The following is a 25,765-nucleotide window of genomic DNA, read 5'->3' as shown; positions in this document are numbered from 1 at the left end:
TAGTCTGGGCATCGATCTGTTCTACCTTCTACATCTACATATAAATGGTAGCTCTATTCACGCCCAAGTGTACTAGTAGCACCATCTGCGCTCATTCCATCTTCGCTAGCGCTCTTAAAAGCAGCCTGAAAAATTTGTTGAGCTCCTTGGGGGAGTTCTTGTGCTTCCGAAGGTAAGGTGTCAAATTGTTGTTCTGGCATAATGACCTCTAATTATTAAACCTAAATGTAAGGTTATATAGGAGAATCAACTACTTTCCTCTCTCTAAAAGCGAGTTTTAAAACTGATTTTTTTCATGCCTAGGACAGATGTAATATTAAATTTATTCTCAACGGCGAAGGTAATTGTTGCGGTTGCTGGTTCAGCCGTATTTGAGTAATTTATTTTGTGAAACAGTCATTAATCTGATTTCGGCTTTTTCACTTGCAAATTTAGATAAAGAGATGAAAATTAGATAGCGAATTCTGGCAATAATTCGATACAGCATACTTGATGTCTGCTTGTGAAATGTGTTAGGGAATAAGCGCTATCTGGCATAGTTTTGGCTTTACTAGATCGGAGTTTAGCCGATCGCACTTACAAGCAATTCTGACGAGTGCGCCGCCGCTGGTTAATTTAATGTGGCGCGGGCCAGACTCGGATAGCCCTCTGTTCGCCTTCCTGTTTGACGCAAGTCAAAAGCCAGTCAATCGATTTTAGATTTTAGATTTTAGATTAAAGAATTGAAGCATTGACTCAGCCCAAAAACGGATACCGTGCCACTTACTCCTGTCGTGGAAATATAAAAATTTTAGACTCTTGTTCAAGAGCCCAGATTTATCTGTGGAGTAAATCTAAAATCTAAAATCTAAAATCTAAAATCTAAAATCGACTGACTTGCGCGAGATAAATTCGGGGTTCCTTTATCGGATACAGGTTTTTTATTTCTCCAGGGATGAATCCGGGGGCTTGCATCCTGGATGCTTGATTGTCAAAAGCCTTGCCGTTGGGGAGTATGAGCGATCGCGCTTTTTGAGATAATTTAGTTTCCTGGGAAATTTTGAGCGGTATTCTGTGAGTCTCCCAATTGCCAGCCACAAGTTAAGGAAAAATAGCGCTCAAAAATTTTGAAACTCACTCCTATGGCGTAGACCTAACCCAAAATTGACGGTGAGAAAATCAAGAATTTATACCTCAAAGCACCACCAGCCGGGAAAAATTATAGGAAGAACCGCGCCCTTATCTCAGAAATCCGGTTGATTTGTATATGTCTCGTTACTCAACCCAAAATTTTTCAGAGAAACCCGCTTTCTATCTCCCGTACACAAATTTTGATTTAGCTAGTGGGCCGCCGAATTAAATATCATCTACCACCTGAAATAAAACGCCAATTTACCAAATATTCCTAAAGATGAATGGCTAACTTGAAGCATACGTAATAGCTTATAAACTGTTAACGCGGCGGTCTAATTTATCCGAGGGAAATAATCGAGGAAACGGGACTAAATATGCTCCTTTACCTTCATTACTCCGCAGTCAAGGTTAGAAAAGTTGCACGTTACGCTGTCCATTTGACCCTGCGGTTTTGGAATCAGAAGCGATCGCAGGACTCTACGCAAAAGCAAGCATTACCATGAAATCTTCTAAATTGTTGAAAGTTGTTTTAGCAAGCGCTTGTACTTTAGGTTTAGCAACGGTTTCCTTCGCTGTGCCTGCTTCTGCCCAGTCAGGAGGCGGCGGTGCAGGCGGCGGTGCAGGTGGCGGTGCAGGTGGCGGTGCAGGCGGTAGCGTCGGCACGGGCACAAGCGGTACAACGGGTACGACCGGTACCACGGGTACAACGGGTACAACCGATACGACTGGCACAAGCGGTACAACGGGTACAACTGGCACAAGCGGTACAACGGGTACAACGGGTACGACCGGTACAACCGATACGACTGGCACAAGCGGTACAACGGGTACAACTGGCACAAGCGGTACAACGGGTACAACCGATACGACTGGCACAAGCGGTACAACTGGTACAACCGATACGACCGGTACCACGGGTACAGCGGGTACAACTGGTACAACTGGTACAACTGGTACAACCGATACGACCGGTACCACGGGTACAACTGGTACAACTGGTACAACTGGTACAACTGGTACAACCGATACGACTGGCACAACGGGTACAACCGATACGACTGGCACAAGCGGTACAACGGGTACAACGGGTACAACTGGTACGACTGGCACAACCGATACGACCGATACCACAGGCACGGGTACGACGGGTACAACGGGTACAACTGGTACAACGGGTACGACCGGTACAACCGATACGACTGGTACAACGGGTACGACCGGTACAACCGATACGACTGGTACGACCGGTACAACGGGTACAACCGATACGACCGGTACAACGGGTACAACGGGTACGACCGGTACGACCGGTACAACGGGTACGACCGGTACTACAGGCACGGGTACAACCAGCACTGGCACAACCGGTACAACCGGTACGACAGACGGTACGACATCGACGCCGGCTGATACTAATTCTGGAGTTTTGAGTGCTCGGCGCGAAAGCCCCAACAATTTGGGGTGGCTGGGTGCCTTGGGGGCGTTTGGTTTGATCAACTTATTTCGAAAAGGCAGTACACCCTCCCATCGGTAGTTTCTGGCGATTCCCTAGGGGATAGCTTCGCTTCACATACTTTTGAAAACAACTTAGAGGCTTAGAAATTCATGACTTCACTCAATGGCAAAAGTTTGTTAAAAAAATTGGTAACAGTTGCCGGAATTGCCGGCGTTAGTTCCTTGATATCTGTGCCGGGATTCGCAGAATTAAACCGCCAGACTCACGGTTTCAACCAGTCGGGCGATCGAGTTTTCGATCTTGCTAATAATGCTGCCGGCGAGCCTACTGCTCCTCGCCCTCCTGTTACGGATCTGAACAACAACAACAACAACAATCCCGGCCGTTCTCCCAACAGTCAAAATACCCCCAGCAATAACAATCCCGGCCGTTCTCCCAACACTCCCACAAGTGGCGAAACTGCCCCTAATTCTCTCAGCAGCAGAGACAAAAACTTTGTCCTCCAAGCAGCTCAAACTGGTATGCTGGAAGTGCAGCTCGGCAAGTTAGCCGTGGAGCGGGGTTCTAGCGCTCGTGTGAAAGAGTACGGGCAAGAAATGGTTGATGAACACACCCAAGCCAATCAAGAACTGATGCAGTTAGCAATGCAAAAAGGCGTAGAACTGCCAACCGAGATGAGCAGCCAAAATAAAGCTGTGACCGATCGACTTTCGGGACTCTCTGGTACAAGTTTTGACACGGCTTACAAGCAGGCAATGATCGAGAGCCACAATCAGGCTATTGCTTTGTTTCAGGCTCAATCTCAACAAGGACAAGATCCCGAGTTGAAGGGTTGGGCAACCAAGCTTTTGCCCAACCTTCAGGCGCACTTGCAAATGGTTAACCAAATGTTGGCAGATACCAGTCAGCCGTAATATGAGGTAGAGGAAATAGAGTGCGATCGGCTTTTAGCCGATCGCACTCTACTTGTTCCGATCCGAGAGGGAACCGCCATAAATAGTTTTCAACGCTATAATTTTTGAGAATAATGGAAGATTTTCTCCGCAACTTTTTGGGCAGCAATATTACAGTGACGTGGCTGTTATTAATCGTAGGGTTTTGCTGGATTGCTTACATACCCGGCCGCCTGAGAAATTAAAAGTTATCAATTAAAACTTAAAAAATAAGTAGGTAGGCGCAAATAAACCTTAGCGTGCAACAGACCTTTTCTAGGGTGCCTCAGAGCCTCAGATTTTCTACGGTATTTCCTGCGAGATCTCCGGGGCATCCTACAACTTAGTCTAAATAAATCATTTTTTAACATACAGGCGTTCGATCGCCCGATCGCGGAAACAAGCAAGTGCGATCGGGCGATCGTATTTCACCGCAGATTTATTCAAACAACACCAAATTAATTAGCCTTCAGTTTCCACAAAAACACTCACAGCCGCCACAGCGATGAGCATTTCATCATTTTTATCATTCAGAGAGGCGATCGCCCTTCCTGGCACAATCATGCCTCCTGGCTCGACAATCAGAGTTTTGCTGCCGAAAGGCAGCACCGCCAACACCTCCTCGGCGCGCACTTGTTCCGGGTAAGGAACGGCCACCTTAACCTCAACAATCATCTGATTGGGGTCGCTCAAACCCGCCACTTCCCAGACGCCTAGCAAAGCATTGTGGGCGATCGCATTCCGTACAGCCCTTGCACAGGCTACAGTCGGTTCTTGTCCGTGCTGGTCTACCCCCATGCCCATTTCGATGATGAAACATTTACGTGCCATACTTGCCCCTTGGTTGATTTTTGTTTGTAGTCGATCGCACTTTTTCCCAAAACAATTATCAACTAAAATGACTGCATTTTATATTATTTTATCGCGCCCTCGAATCACACAACAATCATCTCATTTAATAAAAAAAGGTAACTTGAGACAACCTCCAAACTTATATCTAATCACTCTTTGTAAATCTAAAATCTAAAATCTAAAATCTAAAATGGTATAACTTATGGTAATATAACCAAAATCAGCTTTCCTAGCGGACTGCAAAACTCATCGCCAGCTTGAATCATGGATAGTTTTCTACCACTTGCCTACTTTCAAAACCAATTTCTCCCATTTACCGACGCCAAACTTTCCATAGCCACCCACGCACTGCACTACGGAACCGGAGTCTTAGGCGGGTTGCGGGGAATTCCCGACCCCCAAAATGCCGATCGAATATTGCTATTTAGATTAGACCGCCACTGTCAAAGATTAAGTCAAAGTGCCAGCTTCCTCCACTGCGATTTGCCAGCCAGCAAAATTCAACAAATAATTATTGATTTTGTCCAGAAAAACCAACCAACAAAATCATTTTATATCCGCCCTTTCGTCTACACATCCAGTTTAGGAATTGCCCCCCGACTGCACAACGTAGAAACCGACTTTTTTGTCTACGGATTAGAACTTTCAGACTATTTGCCAAAAGAAGGAGTCAACTGTAGAATTAGCTCTTGGTACCGCCAAGAAGACCGCAGTTTGCCCTTAAGAGGTAAAATTAGCGGCGCTTACATCACCTCAGCATTAGCCAAAACAGAAGCAGTAGAATCCGGCTTCGACGAAGCAATTATGATGAATTCTCAAGGAAAAGTCAGCGAAGCTTCAGGAATGAACATATTTGTCGCCAGAAACGGTAAATTAGTTACTCCCGGTTTCGAGCAAGATATTCTCGAAGGAATTACTAGAGACAGCGTAATCACAATCGCCAGAGACTTAGGAATAGAAGTCATAGAAAGACCAGTTGACAAATCAGAATTGTTGATTGCAGACGAGATTTTCCTCTGCGGAACCGCCGCCAAAATTACCCCAATTAAGCGAGTGGAAAACTATCAATTGCCCAAAAACCGACCCATCACCGAAAAGATTTTGGACAAACTGACGGAGGTTATCGAAAATCGCGACAGCAATTACCAAGACTGGGTATTTCCGATCGACCTCAATTAAGCGTTCGCACTCAGGTTCGCAGTGAGGACTTCAGTTTTATTTTTCCGGACTAAAGTCCTTACTACAAACCATAATTTAGAGGGTAATTGCGATCGACCTCAATTAACAGTTCGCCATCGGGTTCGTAGTGAGGACTTCAGTCCTGATAATAACTCAAGTTCTTACTTACACAATCATTTCTCCGCCAGCGTTAATCTAACATAACAAAAGCAGTGAGTTCGCAACTGAGTTCAAAAATGAGTTCAAAAACAGATAAGCTGCCAGCATACTAGAATGATAAACCAAAATTAAGCAACCTTCCCCTTCAGGAGAACCCCTATGGAAGAAATGCACAAACCAGGAGATATCGTTGCCGAAAAGTATCGCATCATTGATACTTTAGGACAAGGCGGTAACGGCATCACCTACAAAGCCGAAGATATCAAAAGTGGCGATCGAGTAGCGCTGAAAGCTTTATCATTTTACCACATGAATGATTGGAAACAGATGGAGCTATTTGAGCGCGAAGCTCAAACCCTCGCCAATCTCAATCATCCAGGAATTCCCAAGTATTTAGATTACTTTCAAGTAGACACCCCGGAAGACAGAGGTTTTTACATAGTTCAACAACTGGTAGTAGGAAAGTCTTTAGCAGAATTAGTTAAAAATGGTTGGCGAAGCAATGAGGCAGGAGTGCGAAACATTGCTACACAAGTTTTAAATATTCTCATCTACCTGCAAAGTTTGAAACCGCCTGTATTTCATAGAGATATTAAGCCGCAAAACTTAATTGGCGGCAAAGATGGCAAAGTATATTTAGTAGATTTTGGGGCGGTGCAGAATACTTACCGCAATACATTTTCTTTTGGCAGTACGGTGGTTGGTACGTTTGGATATATGGCACCGGAACAATTTCAGGGTCAAGCATTGCCTGCAACTGATTTATACGGTTTGGGTGCGACATTATTATTTTTGTTGACGCACCGTTCACCTGCCGATTTGCCAACGGATAGACTGAAAATTAGTTTTCGCAACAGGGTGCAGATTTCCGAACAGTTTGCTGACTGGTTGGAGAAAATGTTAGAACCCGATGCTGAAGAGCGTTTTGTGTCAGCAAAAGTAGCACTGACGGCGTTGCAACGACCGAAAGTATTTGCTAAACCGCGTTGGTCTCTATCTCGAACAGCTTTAATAGGATTTGGAATTGCAGGAATTGTTTTTATTGGCCTACCGAAGTTCTTCAAATACCCTCTATTTAGATTCGTGGCAATGTACGCTGGAAATGGGCAGTTGTATGAGTACATAAATCCATGTCTGGCAGCAGCAAAAGGAGATATGGATACTGTCAGGAGTTTTTTATGGACAGAGGGTACCAACTATAGCTACTATACAGACGGTAATGCTGCTACTTCTATACTGGGTTGTGCCGAATCAAAAAACGTAGCAGAATTTTTGCTCTCTAAGGGTGCTAATGTTAATGCCAAAACTATTTATAGTGGCTATACTCCCTTACACAGAGTAAATAGCAAGGAGGTGGCAGAACTGCTAATTGCTAAGGGTGCTGATGTCAATGCTAAAACTGATAATGGCTCTACTCCTTTGCACGAGGTAAATAGCAAGGAGGTGGCAGAACTACTAATTGCTAAGGGTGCTGATGTCAATGCTAAGGATAAATACAACTCTACTCCCCTACATCGTGCAATCACCAACTATGAGATAGCAGAAGTGCTGATTTCTAACGGTGCTGATGTCAATGTTAAGAGACTATACGGTGGAACTCCCTTACAGGATGCTATAAGTTCATATCACAGCAAGCAAGAAGATATAGCACAACAACTGCTGATTATAAGACTGCTGATTTCTAACGGTGCTGATGTCAATATCAAGGATGAAGGCGGCTCTACTCCCTTGCATGGAGTCAACAGCAAAGAGATAGCAGAACTGTTAATTACTAATGGTGCTGATGTCAATGCGAAAACTAATGATTGGTATGGGGATACTCCTTTGCATAGATTCAACAGCAAAGAGGTCGCAGAACTGTTAATTACTAAGGGTGCTAACATCAATGCTAAAGATAAATACGGCAATACTCCATTGCACAGACTCCAAAGTAAAGAGGTGGCAGAACTGTTAATTGCTAAAGGGGCTGATGTCAAGGGAAAAAATGATTATAGCTCTACTCCCTTGCATGGAGTCCAAAGCAAAGAGGTGGCAGAACTGTTAATTGCTAAAGGGGCTGATGTCAATGCTAAGGATAAATCCGGCAATACTCCATTGCACAGAGTCCAAAGCAAAGAGGTGGCAGAAATGTTAATTGCTAAAGGCGCTAATGTCAATGCTAAGAATGAAGACGGAGTAACTCCATTGCACCAACAAATGTACAACAAAAAGATAGCAGAACTGTTAATTGCTAAAGGGGCTGATGTCAATGCTAGGGATAAATCCGGCAATACTCCATTGCACAGAGTCCAAAGCAAAGAGATGGCAGAACTGTTAATTGCTAAAGGCGCTAATGTCAATGCTAATAATGAAGACGGAGTAACTCCATTGCACCGAATCAACTACCAAAAGATAGCAGAACTGTTAATAGCTAATGGTGCTAATGTTAATGCAAAAACTAAGAATGGCTCTACTTCTTTGTATTTTGCCAACAGCAAAGAGATGTCAGAATTACTAATTGCTAAAGGAGTTAATATCAACTCCAAAGATAACGATGGAAAAACAGCTTTGCACAAAGCAGCCGAGATGGGTAATAAGAGCATGATTGAATCATTAATTGCTAACGGTGTTGATGTTAATGCGAAAGATAGATCTGGTAAAACCCCACTACATTGGTCAAACAATAAAGAGGTAGCTGAACTCCTCATTGCTAAAGGCGCGCAGGTTAATGTGAAGGAAAAGCAATGTACTCCTATTTTGATCGAGCCTAAAAACGGGGCAGTATTAGATAATGGACGATCCGATAAACTGGATAAGGTTGTTTGGAATTTTGATTGGTCTGATTGTCCGGGTGCTACATATCAGTTGTATGTAATAGGTTCTCGGGCTATAAATCCCGCAATTAATACTATGGTTGGTGATTCATCTTATCAGCATGTTCGTCTAGGCTCCTATATTGCCGAACAGAATTTATACAATTGGACATGGAAAGTCAGAGCAAAAATACATGGGGAATGGGGAGCATGGTCAGAAATACGAAGGTTTGATGTGGAACCGTTGAATTTTGACTCGCCATCTTCATCTCGATGACTGCTACAATATAATTATCTATGGAAAAACAGCATCAACAAGGAGAAATAATAGCCGATCGCTATTCTATTCTCGACATCTTAGGACAAGGCGGCATCGGCATTACTTACGCAGCCCAAGACTTGCAAACTGATGAAAAAGTTGCGCTAAAAGCAGTATCGCTGCGTCGAACTGATGACCTAAAAGTGCTAGAACTTTTTGAACGAGAAGCCAAAGTTCTCGCCCAACTAAAACACCCTGCTGTTCCTTTTTATATTGACTACTTTGAAGTTGGCAAGAGGCGCGATCGCTTTTTTTATCTCGCTCAACAACTAGCCGACGGACAATCCTTAGCAGGGTTAATAGAAAATGGCTGGCATCCACCTGTCACAGAAGTTCGCTGGATTGCCAATCAAATTTTAGATATTTTGGTATATTTACAACAGCTTACACCCCCTGTAATTCACCGAGATATTAAACCACAAAATATCATTCGCCGCGATGACGGACAAATTTTTTTAGTAGATTTTGGAGCAGTACAAGATGTGTATCACCAGACAATTACTGGGGGCAGTACAGTTGTCGGTACTTACGGTTACATGGCTCCCGAACAGTTTCGCGGCAAGGCAGTTTTGGCAACTGATTTGTACGGATTGGGAGCGACATTAATTTATTTGTTAACTGGCAAAGCCCCTGCCGATTTACCTCAACGCAAACTCAAAATGGATTTCCGTTCTCACCTTCAGGTCGATCGACAATTTACCGAATGGTTAGAGCGAATGACAGAACCTGTCGCCGCCGATAGATTCCTGTCAGCTAAAGAAGCGTTAACTGTTTTGCGGGGTGAAAAAGAATTTACCCGCTCTACTACGCTGGAATTACGGCGAACAGTTAATACTACGATCGCCATAAAACATCAGAAGAAACAACTGCTTGTAGAAATTCCTCCTATTTGGTTGCGTACTCCTTACAGCCAACTTTTTGCGCTGCTACCTATATTTGGGAATGGATTAATATTGCCTGTAATCTGGCTACTTCTGCAATCCGACATATCTATCTGGGAGTTCCTACAAATCCACTTCACTATTGACTGGAAACTCAATGATTTCATGCAATATTTGTGGCTATTGTGGATAATTTATCCTCCGATATGCGCTTGGATGCTAGCTGCTTTTCTAGTGAGTGCAGTTTCTCGTACTAAGATACTAATCGATCGCCAGAATATCCGCTTGCAGCGATCGCTCTTTGGTTGGTGCTATAAAAATGTTATCGGCAAAACACAGGATATTATCCAAGTAGGACAACAGGCGATTGGTTTGTCAATGAACAAATCGCCGATCGCAGTTTGTACTTTACAGTTGAAGTCTCGCAAGCATAAATTCGGTACATTTCTCACCGAGCAAGAAAAAGCTTGGTTGGTGGCAGAAATTAATGATTTTCTGGGAAAACATTAGCGGATTACCAATCAATAGAATTTACCCCTCCCCAGCCCTCCCCTTAGTAAGGGGAGGGAGCCGGAGTCGATATTTTAGTCCGCGAAGGCGGACTTTGTTTGGCCGGCGTGCGGTTTCAACCACCGAATGATTGATGCAATTCTCAACGAATTGATATACCTTCCCATTCCTTAGCATCGATCTCAATCTCTAATGCTTTCAGCAATTCCAGCAAATTGCGACTGAGATATCCAATTAGTGCAGGCACTTTACCTCTCAGCAACGGCACGATTTCCCGAATCTCTAACCCGATTTCACTGCCAAAATTCATCAGTAAACTGTCTTTCAGTCGCACCAACATCCAACTATCATAATTATTGTTTGTATGCTCGGGCGACTGCGGCTTAGCCAGTGCATACTTTTTCAAAAGCTTGAAATATTTAAGATCTCGATGCTCCAACACAGCCTCAATCTCGTCAATTACCTGTTCGATCGACTCTTCAGCAACATATTTCATCACCATCGGCTGCAGCGTGAAAGTAATACAGTTATCTTCTGCTATTTTATCCAAGAGCGATCGCCTTTCTAAAGATACCAATGTTTCCATTAATTGCGATGGCGTTGGAGGCAGCAAAAAATTAGTTCTTAATTGCGCAAGAGATATCGGTTGGCGCTCGATCGCCAGCCAATAAACCACATCTTTTTCCACTAGCGATAGCCGACTTAGCTGTTCCCTCAGCAGCGTTCGCAGTCGATCGCCCAACACCACAGTATTTTGACTCAAAAATTCCTTGATATTCCCTCCAAATACCTCTTGAATCATGGTAGCGATCGCTTTTAATGCTAGCGGACTGCCACCGTAAATCTTAATTAAACTGCTCAGCCCAACTTCCGCACCCGAAAAACCTTTATCCTCGAATAAAGCTACAGCATCTGCCTCTCGCAATCCCCGCAGTTGCCAACAGCGAACGGGTAATTTTTCCCCTTCCAACGCCGCAATTTCATTCGGTTTCTCGCGGGAAGTCAGTAACAGGCAACTTTGATGGCGTTCCATCCCTACTCGCCGCAACAACTCAGCATAATTCTCATACCCCTCCCGCCACCGTCTGTTAGCAAAAGTTCGATCGCGCTTGCTTGACTCAGGGCGATCGCTACAGCCAAAAATCACCTCTACCTCATCTAAAATTACCAAACACCTGCGCTGTCTCAGGCATTCAATCAGTTGGGATATCCCCTGATGAATGCTGTCAAATGATATATTTTCCGCATCTCGATCGCAGAATTCTAGCAAACTGCATAAAAGGTTTTCCAATGGTGGCATCGGTTTGAGACTCCGCCAAATTAAACACTCAAATTGCTCTTGAATTTGGTCGGCTAGCGTCACTGCCAACGCAGTTTTACCGATACCTCCCATGCCCGATAAAACTATCAGTTTGCAGCCATCTTTTACCATCCACGATTCTAACTGACAGAGTTCTTCAGCGCGACCGTGAAAGCTAGGTATATCAGGTGCTTCTCCCCAATCTTCTCGATTTGAATTGGGAGATGCAGGATCGGGAATAGCAGATAAAGGTTGAGCCACTGGCATAGGCAAATCTATTTCTTCAACTGTATCTAAATCGGCGATCGCTTCCCAATCGCTAATCCCAACTGCGTGACAAATCGCTGCGAAACTCCCGCTTTCGATGGCTATACCTCGCCAAAACCTTCTCAAAGTTGCCTGAGACGTGTGAGCATCTTGCCACCAAGCCATTGTTCGGGTTTTCGTCCACCCCTTGCGGTGCCGCGCGCGATCGACCCTTTCTAATCCCTGCTGAGATGCCTTGATAGAGGCTGCCATACCCATTATTTTGCCAGCGTGTTTATTCAATTTTGACTCATTTGGAGCGATCGCTCACCTTGCAACTGAGTTCAAATATGAGTCCGTAACTGAGTCAAACAGTCAATGCAGGTCTGTCATTCTATAAAACAAAGCAAGCAAACACCTAATCAACATTCACAGAGGTTAGAAGTTATGAATCGCCAAACCACCTCGATCTCAAAGTCCGCCCACAACAATGTATCTAGCTCTAATTTAGAAGTTCACTTGACTGGTTTTGTCCAAAAATCTCTTGCTGAGAGCTATTCTCAGGACATCGATGCCAACCTCCAACTGCTCGATCGGGCATGGGAAGCACAAAAATTGCTTTGGCAACTTCGAGGTGACGGTTCAGAAAAAAGCGGGCAATGATTGACATTATCAAACTTTGTGTTTTTTTTCAGACAGGTATAATCATTAGTTATATCTGTGTTCATTCACACAAAGCAGCCGCGTGATGTTGAATGTGCTCCTCCATAAAACTAGCTATAAAATAATAGCTGTGATCGTAACCTTCCTGCATCCTTAAAGTTAGCGGTTGTCCCGCTTTTGCACAAGCCTCTGCGAACACTTCCGGCAACAACTGCCCGTCAGCCAGAAACGAATCAGCCGTGCCGCAGTCAATCAGAATCGGACGGTTGTATCGGGCTACAACTACCAATTCGCTAGCATCCCAAGCCCTCCAAATCTCTTGGTCGCTGCCGAGGTAGTTTGCAAAAGCTTTTTGTCCCCAAGGGCAGCGCATTGGCGCGGAAATAGGCGCAAAAGCTGAAACTGAAAGATAGCGAGATCCATTTTTCAAAGCGCAAATTAACGCCCCGTGTCCGCCCATCGAATGGCCGAAAATTCCCTGTTTTTCCGGTATCGCCGGAAAATTTTCGGCGATTAAATTCGGCAATTCATCAACCACATAACTGTACATTCGATAGTGAGAATTCCAAGGTGCGGCTGTCGCATCAACATAAAAACCCGCACCACTTCCTAAATCCCAATCGTCATCTTCACCAGGAATCCCAGTCTGGCGCGGGCTAGTGTCGGGCACAACCAGCATTAAACCGTATTTTGCCGCAAATTGTTGCGCCCCCGCTTTTGCCATAAAGTTCTCTTCCGTGCAGGTTAAACCTGATAGGAAATATAGGACGGGTACGGGTTGAGATAAAACTTGCGGCGGCTGATAAACTGCGAATTTCATCTCGCTGTTGCAAGCGGAGGATTGATGACTGTAAAAGCCGAGTTTGCCGCCGAAACTTTTATATTCTTTGTGCAGTTTTAGGGATTCTGATATCATATTAATTTTATTTCATTTGTGAATGAGATTTTTTTATTAACCGCAGAGGGCGCAGAGGACGCAGAGAGAAGAGAGAAGTTATGTAGGGTGCAGCCGTGTATCTTACGGCTATAGGTAGCGCGTAAAACCACTTTTTCCGTAAGTCCTATCTTCCTTCTTCCCTCTTCCCTCTGCCTTCTTCCTTCAAAAACTCAAAATGTCAACACTGTACGAATTACTTCGCCTTTTTGCATTAAATCAAAGGCTTCGTTAATTTGGTCGATCGGCATTACCCGAGATACCAAACTATCAATATCAATTTTACCGTTCATGTACCAATCAACAATCTTAGGAACATCAGTTCTGCCTTTTGCCCCCCCAAAAGCCGTCCCTTTCCAAACTCTGCCTGTTACTAGCTGAAACGGGCGGGTGCTAATTTCTTGACCGGCTCCCGCTACCCCGACAATTACGCTCACACCCCAACCTTTGTGGCAGCATTCTAAAGCTTGGCGCATCACATTAATGTTGCCGATACATTCAAAACTGTAATCTGCTCCGCCTTTGGTTAAATTTACTAAATAAGGCACTAAATCGCCTTCCACTTCGCGAGGATTGACAAAGTGAGTCATGCCAAATTTTTCCGCCATCTCTCGCTTGTCGGGATTCAAGTCTACGCCGACAATCATGTTAGCTCCCACCATGCGAGCCGCTTGAATTACATTCAAACCCACGCCGCCCAAACCGAAAACTACCACATTAGAACCTGGTTCTACTTTCGCCGTGTTGATGACAGCGCCGATGCCAGTTGTTACGCCGCAGCCGATTAAACAAACTTTATCAAAAGGAGCATCTTCGCGAATTTTTGCTACTGCAATTTCCGGCAATACTGTATAATTAGCAAAAGTAGAAGTTCCCATGTAATGGTAAAGTGTTTGCCCGTCTAGAGAAAACCTACTCGTGCCGTCGGGCATCACTCCCTGGCCTTGAGTCACGCGAATTGCTTGGCATAGATTGGTTTTTTTGCTCAAACAATATTCGCAGTTGCGGCATTCGGGAATGTATAGAGGAATTACCCGATCGCCCACTTTGACACTCGTTACTCCCGGCCCAACTTCTGCGACAATCCCGGCTCCTTCGTGGCCTAAAATAGCCGGAAACACACCTTCAGGATCGGCACCGGAAAGAGTGTAAGCGTCAGTGTGACAAACACCCGTGGCTTTAATTTCCACCAGCACCTCTCCCGCCCGCGGCCCATCCAGATCCACCGTTTCAATGCTCAAAGGTTGGCCTGCACTGCGAGCAACTGCTGCTTTTACTTTCATGCTTTCTCCCTGCGATCGATTTGTCAATTGACCAGTCAATATATATTGTATTACTTAAGGCCAAAAATCAGCAAATCTATGACAAAATTAATTGTAATTACCGGAGTCAGTCGTGGTCTCGGTCTTGCCATGACCGAAAAGTTTATTGAATTGGGACATAGAGTTGTGGGATGCGCCCGTTCTTCCGAAGCGGTGGAAAAACTCAACCAAAAATATAGTGCGCCCCATTATTTTACTTGTTTGGATGTCACCAACGACGATCGAGTAAAAGCTTGGGCCACAGAAATACTGGCCAAAAATGAGCCACCAGATTTGCTCATAAACAATGCAGCTTTAATCAACCATCCCGCGCCGCTTTGGTTGGTCAGCAGCGAAGATTTTTCCCAGCTAATAGATGTTAATATTAAAGGCACGGCTAATGTAATTCGCCACTTTGTCCCGGCAATGATTGCTCGAAAAAGCGGCATAATTGTCAACTTTAGTTCTGGTTGGGGAAGGTCAACTTCGCCGGAAGTCGCGCCCTATTGCACTTCTAAGTGGGCAATAGAAGGACTTACGCGATCGCTCGCTCAAGAATTGCCCGCAGGTATGGCAGCAGTTCCTTTGAATCCGGGGATAATTCACACGGATATGCTGGACATTTGTTTCGGAGAAGATGCGGCAAATTACCCGTCAGTCAAAGCCTGGGTGCAAAAAGCAGTTCCTTTTTTACTCAAGTTGAAACCTTCCGATAACGGAATGCCGCTGACTGTTCCTGGATAATACAGCAACCCTGGCAGGATTTGCGAACATCTCTCTTTTTCTTCTCCTCTGCGCCCTCTGCGCTCTCTGCGGTTCATTAAAAAAAATCAAAAATGAAATAAAATTGCTATATTCCCAAATCACAACTCTTTCCCCAAATAGCCACTGTGAACTTGCCGCTAACCTCCCCGTCCCAAACCGAAACCCGCAAAGCAGACCACCTGCGGATCTGCCTCGAAGAAGACGTACAATTTCGCGAAACTACCAGCGGCCTCGAACGCTACCGTTTTGCTCACTGCTGTTTGCCAGAACTCGATCGCACTGAAATCGATTTAACATCCACATTTCTCGGCAAAAAACTAGCCGTTCCCCTGCTAATTTCCTCGATGACCGGCGGCACACAATTAGCCCAGACAATCAATTATCGCCTCGCTGATGTCGCTCAAGAATACAAACTGGCAATGGGAGTCGGTTCCCAGCGAATCGTTGTAGAAAATCCTCAACTGGCGGCTACATTTGCCGTCCGCCGCCGCGCTCCCGATATTCTGTTATTTGCCAATATCGGAGCAGTTCAATTAAACTACAATTACGGTTTGGAAGAGTGCCAAAAAATTGTTGATATTTTAGAAGCAGATGCCCTAATTTTGCACCTCAATCCGCTGCAAGAGTGCGTTCAAACCGAAGGCGATACTAACTTTAAAGGACTGCTCGATAAAATTGCCAAATTGTGCGATAAATTACCAGTACCAGTTATTGCTAAAGAAGTCGGCAACGGTATTTCAGGAAAGATGGCAAAGAAATTGCTAGCTGCGGGGGTAGGCGCGATCGACATTGCCGGGGCCGGAGGCACTTCTTGGGCCAAAATAGAAGGAGAGCGAGCTAAAGATGGCAAGCAGCGCAGGTTGGGCACAACCTTTGCCGACTGGGGCATACCGACAGCCGAGTGCATTCTCAGCACCCGCGCCGTAGCGCCGGAGGTTCCCCTGATTGCCTCTGGAGGCTTGCAAAACGGGTTGGATGCAGCCAAGGCCCTCGCTCTCGGCGCCGATATTGCGGGACTGGCGCGGCCGTTCTTGCAAGCTGCAGCGGAATCCGAATCAGCCCCAGCACTCCTAGCGGAGGTCTTAATTGCAGAAATCGCCACCGTGATGTTCTGTACGGGCTGCGCTAACTTAGACGAGTTAAAACATTCTGGGGTTTTGGAAAGGTTAAGATAAAAGTGAGTCAGCAGTCAGCAGTCATTAGTCAGCAGTCAACAGTCATTAGCTAATAACTAACGACAGCGGATTATTGCTAAATCCTAGTTGCAGGAATTACCAATAATATCGTTTCCGCTGGTATCGGAATCATATTTTTCCCAGTGCAGTTCGATATGCTCGCACGCTCGGTATCATTCCGCTCTAACCGGATTCGATCTAACTAATGACTAATAACTAATGACTAATGACTAATAACTCATGACTAATTACCAATTACGATTATCTAATGAGAGATTTCCTAAAGTATACCTGTGCAAGTTTGCTGGGAACCTTCCTAGGACTGCTGCTGCTGGGCAGCATAGGATTGGGGGGACTGGTACTGCTAATTGCTCTGGCTGCATCGTCGTCTAAAGATTCAGGCCCGCAAGTTAAAGATAAGTCTGTATTGGTATTAGACCTTTCTTTAAATATCACCGACAGCAAACCGATCCGCAGCACTAGCGCGGCGATTGAAGAAGTGCTTTCGGAAGATTCCGGCGATACAGTGACGCTGCGGACTGTTTTAGACGCGATCGAATCTGCTAAAAAAGACCCGAAAATTGTTGGAATTTATCTCGAAGGCAGCTCGGATTCAAGCAGCAGCGGGTTTGCCAATCTCAAAGAAGTTCGATCGGCATTGCAGCGTTTCCGAGATGCCAAAAAACCCATTTTTGCTTACCAGATGAACTGGAACGAGCGAGATTATTACCTCGGTTCCGTTGCTAATACAATTGCTGTCAATCCTTACGGCGCTTTGGAACTCAACGGTTTTAGCAGTCAGGCAATGTTTTTGAGCGGTGCTTTGGAAAAATACGGCGTGGGAGTGCAAGTGACTCGCGTCGGCAAATACAAGTCAGCAGTTGAACCCTTTTTGCTCAAAAAAATGAGTCCCGAAAATCGCCAGCAAACTCAAAAATTGCTCGGAGATATGTGGGGAGAATACCTGAAAACAGTCGCCCCGAGCCGCAAAGTCACCGTTCCGCAACTGCAATCGCTTGCAGATAATGGCGGAACTTTGATGGCTGACGAAGCTCTCAAAAGCAAATTAGTTGATAAAGTTGTATACTTTGACGAAATTACGAGCGAACTTAAAAAACTCACAGGAACAGATCGCGAAAACAAATCTTTCAAGCAAATTAGTTTGAAAAATTACGCGAGAATTGCTGAGGTTAAAAATTCAACTCGCGCTGACAGTAAAAACCAGATTGCTGTACTTTACGCCGAGGGAGAGATTGTAAACGGGGAAGGGGGCCCGACTCAAGTAGGAGGCGATCGCATCGCTGAAGAATTGCGGAAAATTCGGGAAGATGACGACGTAAAAGCATTGGTTTTGCGCGTCAACAGTCCCGGAGGCAGCGCGACGGCCGCCGAAGTCATCGGACGCGAAGTGCTGCTGACGGGCAAAAAGAAACCAGTTATCGTTTCGATGGGCAATTTAGCTGCATCCGGCGGCTATTGGATTTCGATGGGTTCCAGCCGCATTTTTGCCGAACCGAATACGATTACCGGTTCGATCGGCGTTTTTGGAATGCTGTTCAACGCCGAAAAGTTGGCTGCTAGTAACGGCCTGACTTGGGACGTGGTGAAAACCGCCCGCTTTGCGGATATTAACACGGTTTCCCGCCCGAAAAATCCTCAAGAATTGGCGAATATTCAGAGGGTAGTCGATCGCATTTACGATCGATTTATTACTAAAGTCGCCGACTCCCGCAAACTGCCGAAAAACAAGGTACAAGAAATTGCTCAAGGCAGGGTGTGGTCTGGTACGGCAGCGAAACAGTTGGGTTTAGTCGATGAAATTGGCGGCCTTGAAGATGCTGTCACAGAGGCGGCGAAGCAAGCTAAACTGGGCGACGATTGGCAGTTGGAAGAATATCCAAAACGCCGCAGTTTGGAGGAGCGAATTTTGGAAAAAATTTCAGGCGTTCGCGTTTTGAAACCAGCCGCCAAACTCGACCCGCTGACTGCTGAAGTTAAGAAAATGCAGGAGGAATTGGCTGCGATCGCGTCGATGAACGACCCGCAGGGGATTTACGTTCGCTTGCCTTTCAATTTGCGGATTGATTAATTAATTGATACCAAATCCGGGATTTTCACTCTTGTATGCTTCAGTTCCACTCTTTTCGCACTGAGATGTTGCACCATTCTCCATCAGCCTTTTGCGGGCGGGATCTCCTCCCCACCGCACAAGAAAACTCCGTCTTCGCGGAACTGGCTAGGGAAGCCTGTTCCGCGAGAATGGTGCAAGGTGTGAGTTCTGACGAAAGTTTGACTGTTGAGCAGTTTCAACTGCACTAGGACGATCGGGGTTTTTAACGCGGATTTTGTATCAGTAGGCTGACGAACCCTACAAACAACTGAAAAACCCGGTTTCTGACAGAAACCGGGTTTATGAATACCCTAAAAGTCGATCGACTGGGAATTGGCAATATTTGTTATGCAGCACGCTGAGTTAACAATCCCCAGATGAAAAGTAGAACGATCGCACCTACGACTGCAAAAGCTATGCTGGGTATAGTCAATGCTCCGAAGGATGCTCCCCCGCTAGTCCCTAGGAAGACTTGACCTAGATAACCTCCCACTAGCGCGCCCAAAATTCCTAAACCTGTTGTTGCCAGAAAACCGCCGCCTTGAGTTCCCGGATAAATGGCTTTGGCGATCGCACCGGCAATCAGTCCTAAAACGATCCAAGCAATAATTCCCATTTCCCTTTCTCCTGAATATTTAAACTTTTCTTGTGCCTTGTCTTATGTTCTTAGAATAACAACCCCTATCGGGCCCTCACCTCTACCGTAGGGAGGAACCGAGAGTGGTAGGATTTCTCAGGAATCGTCGGAGTTTGAGGCTTTTTAATATCTCAAAAGAGTTAACCCACTTTTTCTGGGGAAGAAAGGTACTTATGCTCAAACCAAAAGGGAAATAGGAGAATCTTTTCTGGGACTTTTTGTGTTTTACTGGTAAAAAATTACAATAATTTTGCGAAACGAGGAAAGTTTGCGCCCGATGAATCTGACTCTGTGCACGATCGTGAAGAATGAAGAGGCAACACTGTCGCGGACTTTGGACAGCGTTAAGGGTGTTGTGGACGAAATTGTGGTGGTGGATACGGGCTCGGGCGATCGCACCCGTGAAATCGCCCGAGGATGTGGCGCGAGGGTTTATGACTTTGAATGGTGCGACGACTTCGCAGCGGCGCGCAACGAGTGTCTGAAGCACGCGCACGGCGACTGGATTTTGGTGTTGGATGCCGATGAGGTTTTGGTACCGGAGATTGTACCTCAAATAAAGCAGGCAATTGCGAGCGATCGGCTGTTGCTAATCAATCTCATCCGCCAAGAGATCGGTGCCTCTCAATCTCCCTATTCCCTGGTGTCGCGCTTGTTTCGCAATCGCCCCGACATCCGCTTTTCTCGCCCTTACCACGCAATGGTAGACGACAGCGTAGGTGAGATTTTGCAGAGGGAACCCGAGTGGAAAATAGCTTCTCTCCCCGATGTGGCGATTTGGCACTCGGGTTATCAAAAAGATGCGATCGCCGCAAAAAGTAAATTCCAAAAAGCTCAAGCCGCGATGGAACGCTATATCGCTTATTATCCAAACGATGCTTATGCTTGTAGCAAATTAGGCGCTTTGTATGTAGAAACCGGGCAAATCGGGCGGGGAATTAATTTATTAACCAAAGGCTTGACTGCGGAGGTAATTGATGATTCTATTGTTTACGAACTGAACTATCATTTGGGAATTGCTTACCGCCAGCAGCAGCAATTTACTAAAGCAAAAGAACACTATCAAGCCGCAATTAATACAGATGTTCTCCCCGCACTCAAGTTAGGCGCTTACAATAATTTGGGCAATTTGTTCAAAGATGAAGGAGATTTGAAATCTGCTGAAAAAGCTTACAAAGCAGCTTTAAAAATTGATCCCAATTTTGCAGCAGGTCACTACAATTTAGGACTGACGCTGAAGGCAGCCGGCAATTTAGCAGATGCGATCGCCTATTACCGACAAGCGATTAAAATCGATCCACAACACGCGGAAGCCCATCAAAACTTGGCAGTAGCGCTGCTGAAAATTGGCAAAATGCCAGAGAGTTTAGCAGAATTCAAAAGAGCGATCGCCCTTCACGAACAGCGCCGCCCATTTGAAGCAGAACGCCTGCGCCGGGGACTGCAAGAAATGGGTTTAATGTAACTGAAATTATGGCTTTTATGGGCGGGCAGGATACCCACACCACCATCAAATTCTCGGATTGTGGAACAGGCCGGAAAGCCTGTTCGTTAAAAATATTCCAATATCTCAGATGCAACCAGCAAAATCAAGCAATTATCTCTACTTTGCCGCTATCCAAATCGTAGCGACCCCCAACAACTTTAAGCTTGCCCGCTTTGACTGCTTCAGCTAAAATAGGCGACGAGGATTGTAACTTATTTACATTCATTTTCACATTAGCTCTGACTGCGTTATCCCACGCATCGCCCCCTTGGTTTTTTGTGGTATCGACTGCCGGTTTGATCGCCGCCACCAAAGTGCTAATGTGACCAGGCACAGCTTTGCCATCTAAAGCTGCTTTAACAGCACCGCAGCGTTCGTGACCCAGAATTACTAATAGCGGCACGCCTAATTCTACTGCGGCATATTCCATATTGCCGAGAACCACATCGTCCAGAAAATTTCCAGCTACTCGGATATCAAATAAATCCCCCAATCCTTGGTCAAAAATAATTTCGGGAGCAACGCGCGAATCAGAACAAGCCAGGATGGTTGCAAATGGATGTTGACCCTGTGCTACTTCTACAATCCGCGATCGAGCTTGGTCGGGAAATGTCCGTTTTTGCTCAATGTAGCGTTGATTCCCCTCCATCAATTTCTGGAGAGCACCGTCGGGAGTAAGGTCAGAAATTTCCTCTGCCTTTGCGGGTTGGACTTGCAAAAGTGCAGGTGCAAAGCTTGCCGCCACCATCCCTGCACCAGCCCTCAAGATTAAATTGCGTCGCGAAATCATACCTGTTCTTTCGCTTTTAGTCATTGCTTGCAACTCGGTTTAATTGTTTGTATTTGTTAGCATAATATATACCCCAAGCTCAGCCAGACTTCTTTAATTTTTCTTTACACGCAGCTCCCGCCAAATTTAAACTTCCAAAAGTTGCCTCTTTTTATTTCACAAACAGTCCTGGACACGCCCTAACCAAAAAAAAACCCGGTCTCTCGTTGTCGCGATCGAGCTAATATGACCAAATTACGTGCAGAAACCGGATTTTTGCGTCAGTCCCGATCGAGGTAACTGCGGCCATCCTTTGGTCGGCAGAAGATGCTAGAATGTATCTAAAACGACGACAATTATTTCTCAATAAATCGAAATGTCTTACGTCGCCAGCATTCATATATATCCGGTCAAGTCCCTTGACGGCATCGCTGTCAGTCAAGCCACTATTCTTGCCAGCGGTGCTCTAGAAGGCGATCGCTCTTTTGCAATCTGCGATGAAGCAGGAGAATTTGTTAACAATAAGCGGAACAGCGGAGTCTCTTTTCTGCGCTTATCTTTTGACATCAAAAAGAGAATAGCCGGCCTGAAAATTCAAGACACCGAACAAGAATTTTTTTTTCATGTAGATAGAGAACGCTCGGGAATAGAATATTGGTTGAGCAACTACTTCGGTTTCCCCGTCAAGTTAATTGAAAACTTGCTGACAGGCTTTCCCGACGATACCGCTGCACCAGGGCCAAGCATTATCAGTACCGAAACAATTGCCGAAGTTGCATCTTGGTTTCCGAGAGTTTGTGTTAACGAGATGCGCCATCGCTTGCGAGCTAATATTGAAATAGGAGATGTCCCGGCTTTTTGGGAAGACCAACTTTTCCCACAAGCTGATGAAATTGTCAGGTTTAAAATAGGTAAAGTAATATTTGAAGGCATTAATCCCGGTCAGCCCTGTCTCCTATCTGCGCGAAATTATGCAGCGAAAGAAGCTTATCCAAATTTAAAAAACCTACCAGCAGCAAAGCAGAATGAAATCCTGTCTAACTTGGTAAAAAAAAGGCATTTAAATCAATTCGATCGGCTGATAGTTAACACCAGAGTGCCACCTCAATCAGCCGAAAAAATAGTACACATAGGAGACGAAGTTCAAATTATCACCGTCAGCAAATCCCTATTTAATACCATTCCTGATTAGTTGTATGGCACGAGTCTTATCAAGGCGGCGGCAACTCCAAAGTAAGCTTACCCAACACACCGGTTCTAAAATCGTTTAACAATTGCCGCGCCGTTCGTTCGACATCTCCTTTATACCTGTCTTTTGCTACCTCGTGCAAATAACCTTCACCGTTACTAGATGCTGGATCTAACTTATACCTAGATTTGAAACCAGATATCGATATCAAATTGTCATCAGCCGCCTCAAGCTTTAGGAGCAAATCAACCATCGCTGCTGCTACTACCTGATTGTCGTAAGCTGCTTCGCCAATATCTTCGCAAATAGCTAATTTTAGGGCATTTTCTTGATTGTTAATTCGGGTTGGGATCACTCCCGGGGCGTCTAATAATTCAATTTCGTCAGAAATGCGAATCCATCGGAGCGATCGAGTTACTCCAGCTCTGCGGGCGCTGTCTACCACTCTCCGCCCTAACAGCCGATTAATTAAAGCAGATTTCCCGACATTTGGAAAGCCGATTACTACCGCCCGGACTGGACGGGGCAGCATACCTCGATCGAACCTTCTTTTATTTAACTGCACCCCAGCATCCTGCACGGCATCCGCCACAGCGTCTACTCCGTGACCGTGTTCGGCATTAGTAAAATAGGCCGTTTCCCCTTGCGTATCAAACCATGTTTCCCACGCCTCGATCGCGCGAGGCGTAATCATGTCCATGCGGTTTATGACCAATACTCGAGCCTTACCACCCACCCAGCTCGGCATTTGGGGGTGGTAAGTAGCCAATGGAATGCGCGCATCTCTGACTTCGAGCACCACATCTACTCGCTTTAGCTGTTCTTTTAATGCCCGTTCAGCTTTGGCAATGTGACCGGGATACCATTGAATTTTCATTAGTTATTAGTTATTAGTCATCAGTCATTAGTTACCAGCCATTAGTTACCAGCCATTAGTTACCAGCCATTAGTCGCTGTGTCAGGGCGGGTTGACGCATACCCTGGATTTACATAATAGATACGGGTGAACCCGCCCCTACAGAATCTACGTTTATTTGGTCGGACACGATATGACACGCGACTAATGACTGATGACTGATGACTAAGGCACAATCAAAACTGCACAAGGAGACAGATTGATTACCCGATTGGTAACGCTGTCAGAAGCCCCCTCATCAGTTAAACCCATCCCCCGACAGCCCATTACAATCAAATCGGCCCCAATTTCGTCAGCCACATCACAAATCGTGAAAGCCGGTTTGCCTTCTCGCTCAATGATTTCAGCTTCGATTCCCTGCTGGGAAAACATCGATTGGGCCTCTGACAGCAGTTTGGCGACTGCTTCCGGGGAACTCATCACCTCTCGCGGCGGGGAGTCCGACTCCTCGGCTGGAGGTTCGACTACCGACAGAATAACTAAACGAGAGCCGTAGGTTTTCACAATATTGACAACCTTTTCCGCGGCTTCGCGGGCTTCTCGGCTTTGATCGACAGGAAATAAGACAGTCTTGAACATAGTGCGCATCTCCCGGACGCGGACTCCGATAAAATGTTTACGTTGAGCCAATCAGTGCCGTTTGTTTCATCTTCCGTTTTTTGTACGGGCGCGGTTGAATGCGTCCGAGGCTCCAAGTGCAAGTGACCAGTGCCGCCATTTCAACGGAATTCGACAAAAACACACATATTAGGAGGTTAATCCTGTGACCAAAAAAACTGTAGCAAATTTATCGGCATCGGACTTATCGGGCAAACGGGTACTGGTGCGGGCGGACTTTAACGTGCCGCTCGACAACGGCAATATCACCGATGATACTCGCATCCGGGCTGCTCTGCCGACAATTCAAGATTTAGCGTCCAAGGGTGCTAAGGTCATTTTGTGCAGCCACTTCGGCCGTCCCAAGGGCGTGACCGAGAAGTTGCGCTTGACTCCGGTTGCGAAACGGCTGTCGGAATTGTTGGGTAAAGAGGTCAAAAAGACTGACGACTGCATCGGCGATGAAGTCGCTGCTACAGTCGCCGCGATGCAAGATGGCGATGTGGTTTTGCTGGAAAATGTCCGCTTCTACCCAGAGGAGGAGGCAAACGACCCGGAATTTGCTAAGAAGTTAGCTTCGGTAGCAGATTTGTATGTCAATGATGCTTTTGGTACGGCTCACCGGGCTCACGCTTCTACTGAGGGCGTTACTAAGTATCTGAGTCCTTCTGTGGCTGGGTTTTTGATGGAGAAGGAACTGCAATATCTCGGCAGTGCGATCGACAATCCTCAGCGTCCTTTAGCTGCTATTATCGGCGGTTCTAAGGTTTCCAGCAAGATAGGAGTCATTGAAAAACTGCTGGAGAAGTGCGATAAATTGCTGTTGGGCGGTGGGATGGTTTTCACATTCTACAAAGCTCGCGGTTTGAGCGTTGGCAAGTCTTTGGTGGAAGATGACAAGCTGGAATTGGCTAAGTCTTTAGAAGCTAAGGCGAAGGAACGGGGAGTTACTTTTCTGTTACCTACTGATGTGGTAGTTGCTGACAAATTTGCTGCTGATGCCAACACCCAAACTGTCCCTGTTGAAAGCATCCCCGACGGTTGGATGGGTTTGGATATCGGCCCGGATTCAGTAAAAACTTTCCAAGATGCTTTGGCCGATTGCAAAACTGTAATCTGGAACGGGCCGATGGGCGTGTTTGAGATGGAGAAGTTTGCTGTAGGAACTGAAGGTATTGCTCGTTCTTTGGCTGGACTTACTGAAACTGGTACTACCACAATTATTGGTGGTGGTGACTCGGTGGCGGCTGTGGAACAGTTGAATTTAGGCGAACAAATGAGCCACATTTCCACTGGTGGCGGTGCTAGTTTGGAACTGCTCGAAGGTAAGGAACTGCCTGGTGTTGCTGCTTTAGATGAAGCTTAATTAAGTTAAGTAGGGCGGGCAAAGCCCGCCTTGCTCTAAGCCATTACTCACAAGTTAAGCTAAAAGCACTATTGTCAATGAGTAATTTTACTCATATTTTACCTGTTGACCCAATTAA

Annotated in this window: 23 protein-coding genes; 13 read left to right on the top strand and 10 right to left on the bottom strand. The window is 45.7% G+C overall.

Going from position 1 to position 25,765, the window contains the following annotated elements:
* Positions 1-53: 53 nt before the first annotated feature.
* The gene (locus QUA80_RS29125; RefSeq protein WP_333428451.1) at positions 54-200 is read right to left on the bottom strand and encodes a ChaB family protein; all 147 of its coding nucleotides are present in this window, start codon (positions 198-200) and stop codon (positions 54-56) included.
* A 661-nt stretch (positions 201-861) separates the two neighbouring features.
* Positions 862-1,077 carry a hypothetical protein gene (locus tag QUA80_RS29120; RefSeq protein WP_333428450.1) on the bottom strand — a complete coding sequence of 72 codons (216 nt, stop codon included), beginning with the start codon at positions 1,075-1,077 and terminating at the stop codon, positions 862-864.
* A gap of 535 nt (positions 1,078-1,612) precedes the next feature.
* Between QUA80_RS29120 and QUA80_RS29115 the strand changes: the two genes are divergently transcribed.
* Together QUA80_RS29115 and QUA80_RS29110 are read left to right on the top strand one after the other, a co-directional pair.
* Positions 1,613-2,647, top strand: a complete 1,035-nt coding sequence (locus tag QUA80_RS29115) for a hypothetical protein (protein ID WP_333428449.1) — start codon at positions 1,613-1,615, stop codon at positions 2,645-2,647.
* 71 nt (positions 2,648-2,718) lie between these two features.
* Positions 2,719-3,483 (top strand): DUF4142 domain-containing protein, encoded by a 765-nt coding sequence (locus tag QUA80_RS29110; RefSeq protein ID WP_333428448.1) that lies wholly within the window; start codon positions 2,719-2,721, stop codon positions 3,481-3,483.
* A 480-nt stretch (positions 3,484-3,963) separates the two neighbouring features.
* On the opposite strand, the gene QUA80_RS29105 is transcribed toward QUA80_RS29110, so the two are convergent.
* Entirely contained in the window at positions 3,964-4,332 is a 369-nt protein-coding gene (locus QUA80_RS29105) for a Lin0512 family protein (RefSeq protein ID WP_333428447.1), read from the bottom strand.
* Between the two features lie 285 nt (positions 4,333-4,617).
* On the opposite strand from QUA80_RS29105, the gene QUA80_RS29100 reads away from it, so the two are divergent.
* The 3 genes from QUA80_RS29100 (at position 4,618) to QUA80_RS29090 (ending at position 10,193) form a co-directional block, all read left to right on the top strand.
* Positions 4,618-5,532, top strand: coding sequence for a branched-chain amino acid transaminase (locus tag QUA80_RS29100; protein WP_333428446.1), 915 nt, complete (start codon positions 4,618-4,620; stop codon positions 5,530-5,532).
* Between the two features lie 318 nt (positions 5,533-5,850).
* Entirely contained in the window at positions 5,851-8,760 is a 2,910-nt protein-coding gene (locus tag QUA80_RS29095; RefSeq protein WP_333428445.1) for an ankyrin repeat domain-containing protein, read from the top strand.
* Positions 8,761-8,780: 20 nt separating this feature from the next.
* On the top strand, positions 8,781-10,193 hold the full coding sequence (locus QUA80_RS29090; protein ID WP_333428444.1) for a serine/threonine-protein kinase: 1,413 nt from the start codon (positions 8,781-8,783) through the stop codon (positions 10,191-10,193).
* 142 nt (positions 10,194-10,335) lie between these two features.
* Here QUA80_RS29090 and QUA80_RS29085 read toward each other — a convergent pair whose 3' ends face one another.
* On the bottom strand, positions 10,336-12,012 hold the full coding sequence (locus QUA80_RS29085) for an NB-ARC domain-containing protein (protein WP_333428443.1): 1,677 nt from the start codon (positions 12,010-12,012) through the stop codon (positions 10,336-10,338).
* Between the two features lie 174 nt (positions 12,013-12,186).
* Between QUA80_RS29085 and QUA80_RS29080 the strand changes: the two genes are divergently transcribed.
* A complete protein-coding gene (locus QUA80_RS29080) occupies positions 12,187-12,402 on the top strand; it encodes a hypothetical protein (RefSeq protein WP_333428442.1) in 216 nt (71 codons plus the stop codon).
* Between the two features lie 61 nt (positions 12,403-12,463).
* Here the strand turns inward: QUA80_RS29080 and fghA are convergent, their stop codons facing one another.
* Together fghA and QUA80_RS29070 are read right to left on the bottom strand one after the other, a co-directional pair.
* The gene (fghA, locus tag QUA80_RS29075) at positions 12,464-13,318 is read right to left on the bottom strand and encodes an S-formylglutathione hydrolase (RefSeq protein ID WP_333428441.1); all 855 of its coding nucleotides are present in this window, start codon (positions 13,316-13,318) and stop codon (positions 12,464-12,466) included.
* 191 nt (positions 13,319-13,509) lie between these two features.
* Positions 13,510-14,619 (bottom strand): S-(hydroxymethyl)glutathione dehydrogenase/class III alcohol dehydrogenase, encoded by a 1,110-nt coding sequence (locus QUA80_RS29070; RefSeq protein WP_333428440.1) that lies wholly within the window; start codon positions 14,617-14,619, stop codon positions 13,510-13,512.
* A gap of 78 nt (positions 14,620-14,697) precedes the next feature.
* On the opposite strand from QUA80_RS29070, the gene QUA80_RS29065 reads away from it, so the two are divergent.
* From QUA80_RS29065 to QUA80_RS29050, 4 genes are all read left to right on the top strand, one after another.
* A complete protein-coding gene (locus QUA80_RS29065; RefSeq protein WP_333428439.1) occupies positions 14,698-15,381 on the top strand; it encodes an SDR family oxidoreductase in 684 nt (227 codons plus the stop codon).
* Between the two features lie 146 nt (positions 15,382-15,527).
* On the top strand, positions 15,528-16,577 hold the full coding sequence (fni, locus tag QUA80_RS29060; RefSeq protein WP_333428438.1) for a type 2 isopentenyl-diphosphate Delta-isomerase: 1,050 nt from the start codon (positions 15,528-15,530) through the stop codon (positions 16,575-16,577).
* A gap of 268 nt (positions 16,578-16,845) precedes the next feature.
* On the top strand, positions 16,846-18,666 hold the full coding sequence (gene sppA, locus QUA80_RS29055) for a signal peptide peptidase SppA (RefSeq protein WP_333428437.1): 1,821 nt from the start codon (positions 16,846-16,848) through the stop codon (positions 18,664-18,666).
* A gap of 35 nt (positions 18,667-18,701) precedes the next feature.
* Positions 18,702-18,896, top strand: coding sequence for a hypothetical protein (locus QUA80_RS29050; protein WP_333428436.1), 195 nt, complete (start codon positions 18,702-18,704; stop codon positions 18,894-18,896).
* Positions 18,897-19,033: 137 nt separating this feature from the next.
* Here QUA80_RS29050 and QUA80_RS29045 read toward each other — a convergent pair whose 3' ends face one another.
* Positions 19,034-19,303 carry a GlsB/YeaQ/YmgE family stress response membrane protein gene (locus tag QUA80_RS29045; RefSeq protein WP_333235786.1) on the bottom strand — a complete coding sequence of 90 codons (270 nt, stop codon included), beginning with the start codon at positions 19,301-19,303 and terminating at the stop codon, positions 19,034-19,036.
* A gap of 298 nt (positions 19,304-19,601) precedes the next feature.
* On the opposite strand from QUA80_RS29045, the gene QUA80_RS29040 reads away from it, so the two are divergent.
* A complete protein-coding gene (locus tag QUA80_RS29040; protein ID WP_333428452.1) occupies positions 19,602-20,789 on the top strand; it encodes a tetratricopeptide repeat protein in 1,188 nt (395 codons plus the stop codon).
* A 124-nt stretch (positions 20,790-20,913) separates the two neighbouring features.
* Here QUA80_RS29040 and QUA80_RS29035 read toward each other — a convergent pair whose 3' ends face one another.
* Positions 20,914-21,624, bottom strand: a complete 711-nt coding sequence (locus tag QUA80_RS29035; protein WP_333428435.1) for a carbonic anhydrase — start codon at positions 21,622-21,624, stop codon at positions 20,914-20,916.
* A 331-nt stretch (positions 21,625-21,955) separates the two neighbouring features.
* Here QUA80_RS29035 and QUA80_RS29030 point away from each other — a divergent pair, with 331 nt between their 5' ends.
* Positions 21,956-22,771 (top strand): MOSC N-terminal beta barrel domain-containing protein, encoded by an 816-nt coding sequence (locus tag QUA80_RS29030; RefSeq protein WP_333428434.1) that lies wholly within the window; start codon positions 21,956-21,958, stop codon positions 22,769-22,771.
* A 19-nt stretch (positions 22,772-22,790) separates the two neighbouring features.
* On the opposite strand, the gene ylqF is transcribed toward QUA80_RS29030, so the two are convergent.
* Positions 22,791-23,645, bottom strand: coding sequence for a ribosome biogenesis GTPase YlqF (ylqF, locus tag QUA80_RS29025; RefSeq protein ID WP_333428433.1), 855 nt, complete (start codon positions 23,643-23,645; stop codon positions 22,791-22,793).
* A gap of 204 nt (positions 23,646-23,849) precedes the next feature.
* A complete protein-coding gene (locus QUA80_RS29020; RefSeq protein WP_333428432.1) occupies positions 23,850-24,263 on the bottom strand; it encodes a universal stress protein in 414 nt (137 codons plus the stop codon).
* Between the two features lie 184 nt (positions 24,264-24,447).
* On the opposite strand from QUA80_RS29020, the gene QUA80_RS29015 reads away from it, so the two are divergent.
* Positions 24,448-25,647, top strand: a complete 1,200-nt coding sequence (locus tag QUA80_RS29015) for a phosphoglycerate kinase (protein WP_333428431.1) — start codon at positions 24,448-24,450, stop codon at positions 25,645-25,647.
* The last annotated feature ends 118 nt before the right edge of the window (positions 25,648-25,765 follow it).

This window comes from Microcoleus sp. F4-D5 (assembly GCF_036704885.1).
Classification (GTDB): domain Bacteria; phylum Cyanobacteriota; class Cyanobacteriia; order Cyanobacteriales; family Microcoleaceae; genus Microcoleus.
Note: the sequence above shows the minus strand (reverse complement) of the source record. Positions and strands in the feature narration are given on the sequence as shown.

Bases quoted from the DNA above. Each gene is read 5' to 3' on its own strand.
- QUA80_RS29125 (WP_333428451.1), bottom strand. From the start codon at position 200: ATGCCAGAACAACAATTTGACACCTTACCTTCGGAAGCACAAGAACTC.
- QUA80_RS29115 (WP_333428449.1), top strand. From the start codon at position 1,613: ATGAAATCTTCTAAATTGTTGAAAGTTGTTTTAGCAAGCGCTTGTACT.
- QUA80_RS29110 (WP_333428448.1), top strand. From the start codon at position 2,719: ATGACTTCACTCAATGGCAAAAGTTTGTTAAAAAAATTGGTAACAGTT.
- QUA80_RS29105 (WP_333428447.1), bottom strand. From the start codon at position 4,332: ATGGCACGTAAATGTTTCATCATCGAAATGGGCATGGGGGTAGACCAG.
- QUA80_RS29100 (WP_333428446.1), top strand. From the start codon at position 4,618: ATGGATAGTTTTCTACCACTTGCCTACTTTCAAAACCAATTTCTCCCA.
- QUA80_RS29095 (WP_333428445.1), top strand. From the start codon at position 5,851: ATGGAAGAAATGCACAAACCAGGAGATATCGTTGCCGAAAAGTATCGC.
- QUA80_RS29090 (WP_333428444.1), top strand. From the start codon at position 8,781: ATGGAAAAACAGCATCAACAAGGAGAAATAATAGCCGATCGCTATTCT.
- QUA80_RS29085 (WP_333428443.1), bottom strand. From the start codon at position 12,012: ATGGCAGCCTCTATCAAGGCATCTCAGCAGGGATTAGAAAGGGTCGAT.
- QUA80_RS29080 (WP_333428442.1), top strand. From the start codon at position 12,187: ATGAATCGCCAAACCACCTCGATCTCAAAGTCCGCCCACAACAATGTA.
- fghA (WP_333428441.1), bottom strand. From the start codon at position 13,318: ATGATATCAGAATCCCTAAAACTGCACAAAGAATATAAAAGTTTCGGC.
- QUA80_RS29070 (WP_333428440.1), bottom strand. From the start codon at position 14,619: ATGAAAGTAAAAGCAGCAGTTGCTCGCAGTGCAGGCCAACCTTTGAGC.
- QUA80_RS29065 (WP_333428439.1), top strand. From the start codon at position 14,698: ATGACAAAATTAATTGTAATTACCGGAGTCAGTCGTGGTCTCGGTCTT.
- sppA (WP_333428437.1), top strand. From the start codon at position 16,846: ATGAGAGATTTCCTAAAGTATACCTGTGCAAGTTTGCTGGGAACCTTC.
- QUA80_RS29050 (WP_333428436.1), top strand. From the start codon at position 18,702: ATGCTTCAGTTCCACTCTTTTCGCACTGAGATGTTGCACCATTCTCCA.
- QUA80_RS29045 (WP_333235786.1), bottom strand. From the start codon at position 19,303: ATGGGAATTATTGCTTGGATCGTTTTAGGACTGATTGCCGGTGCGATC.
- QUA80_RS29040 (WP_333428452.1), top strand. From the start codon at position 19,602: ATGAATCTGACTCTGTGCACGATCGTGAAGAATGAAGAGGCAACACTG.
- QUA80_RS29035 (WP_333428435.1), bottom strand. From the start codon at position 21,624: ATGACTAAAAGCGAAAGAACAGGTATGATTTCGCGACGCAATTTAATC.
- QUA80_RS29030 (WP_333428434.1), top strand. From the start codon at position 21,956: ATGTCTTACGTCGCCAGCATTCATATATATCCGGTCAAGTCCCTTGAC.
- ylqF (WP_333428433.1), bottom strand. From the start codon at position 23,645: ATGAAAATTCAATGGTATCCCGGTCACATTGCCAAAGCTGAACGGGCA.
- QUA80_RS29020 (WP_333428432.1), bottom strand. From the start codon at position 24,263: ATGTTCAAGACTGTCTTATTTCCTGTCGATCAAAGCCGAGAAGCCCGC.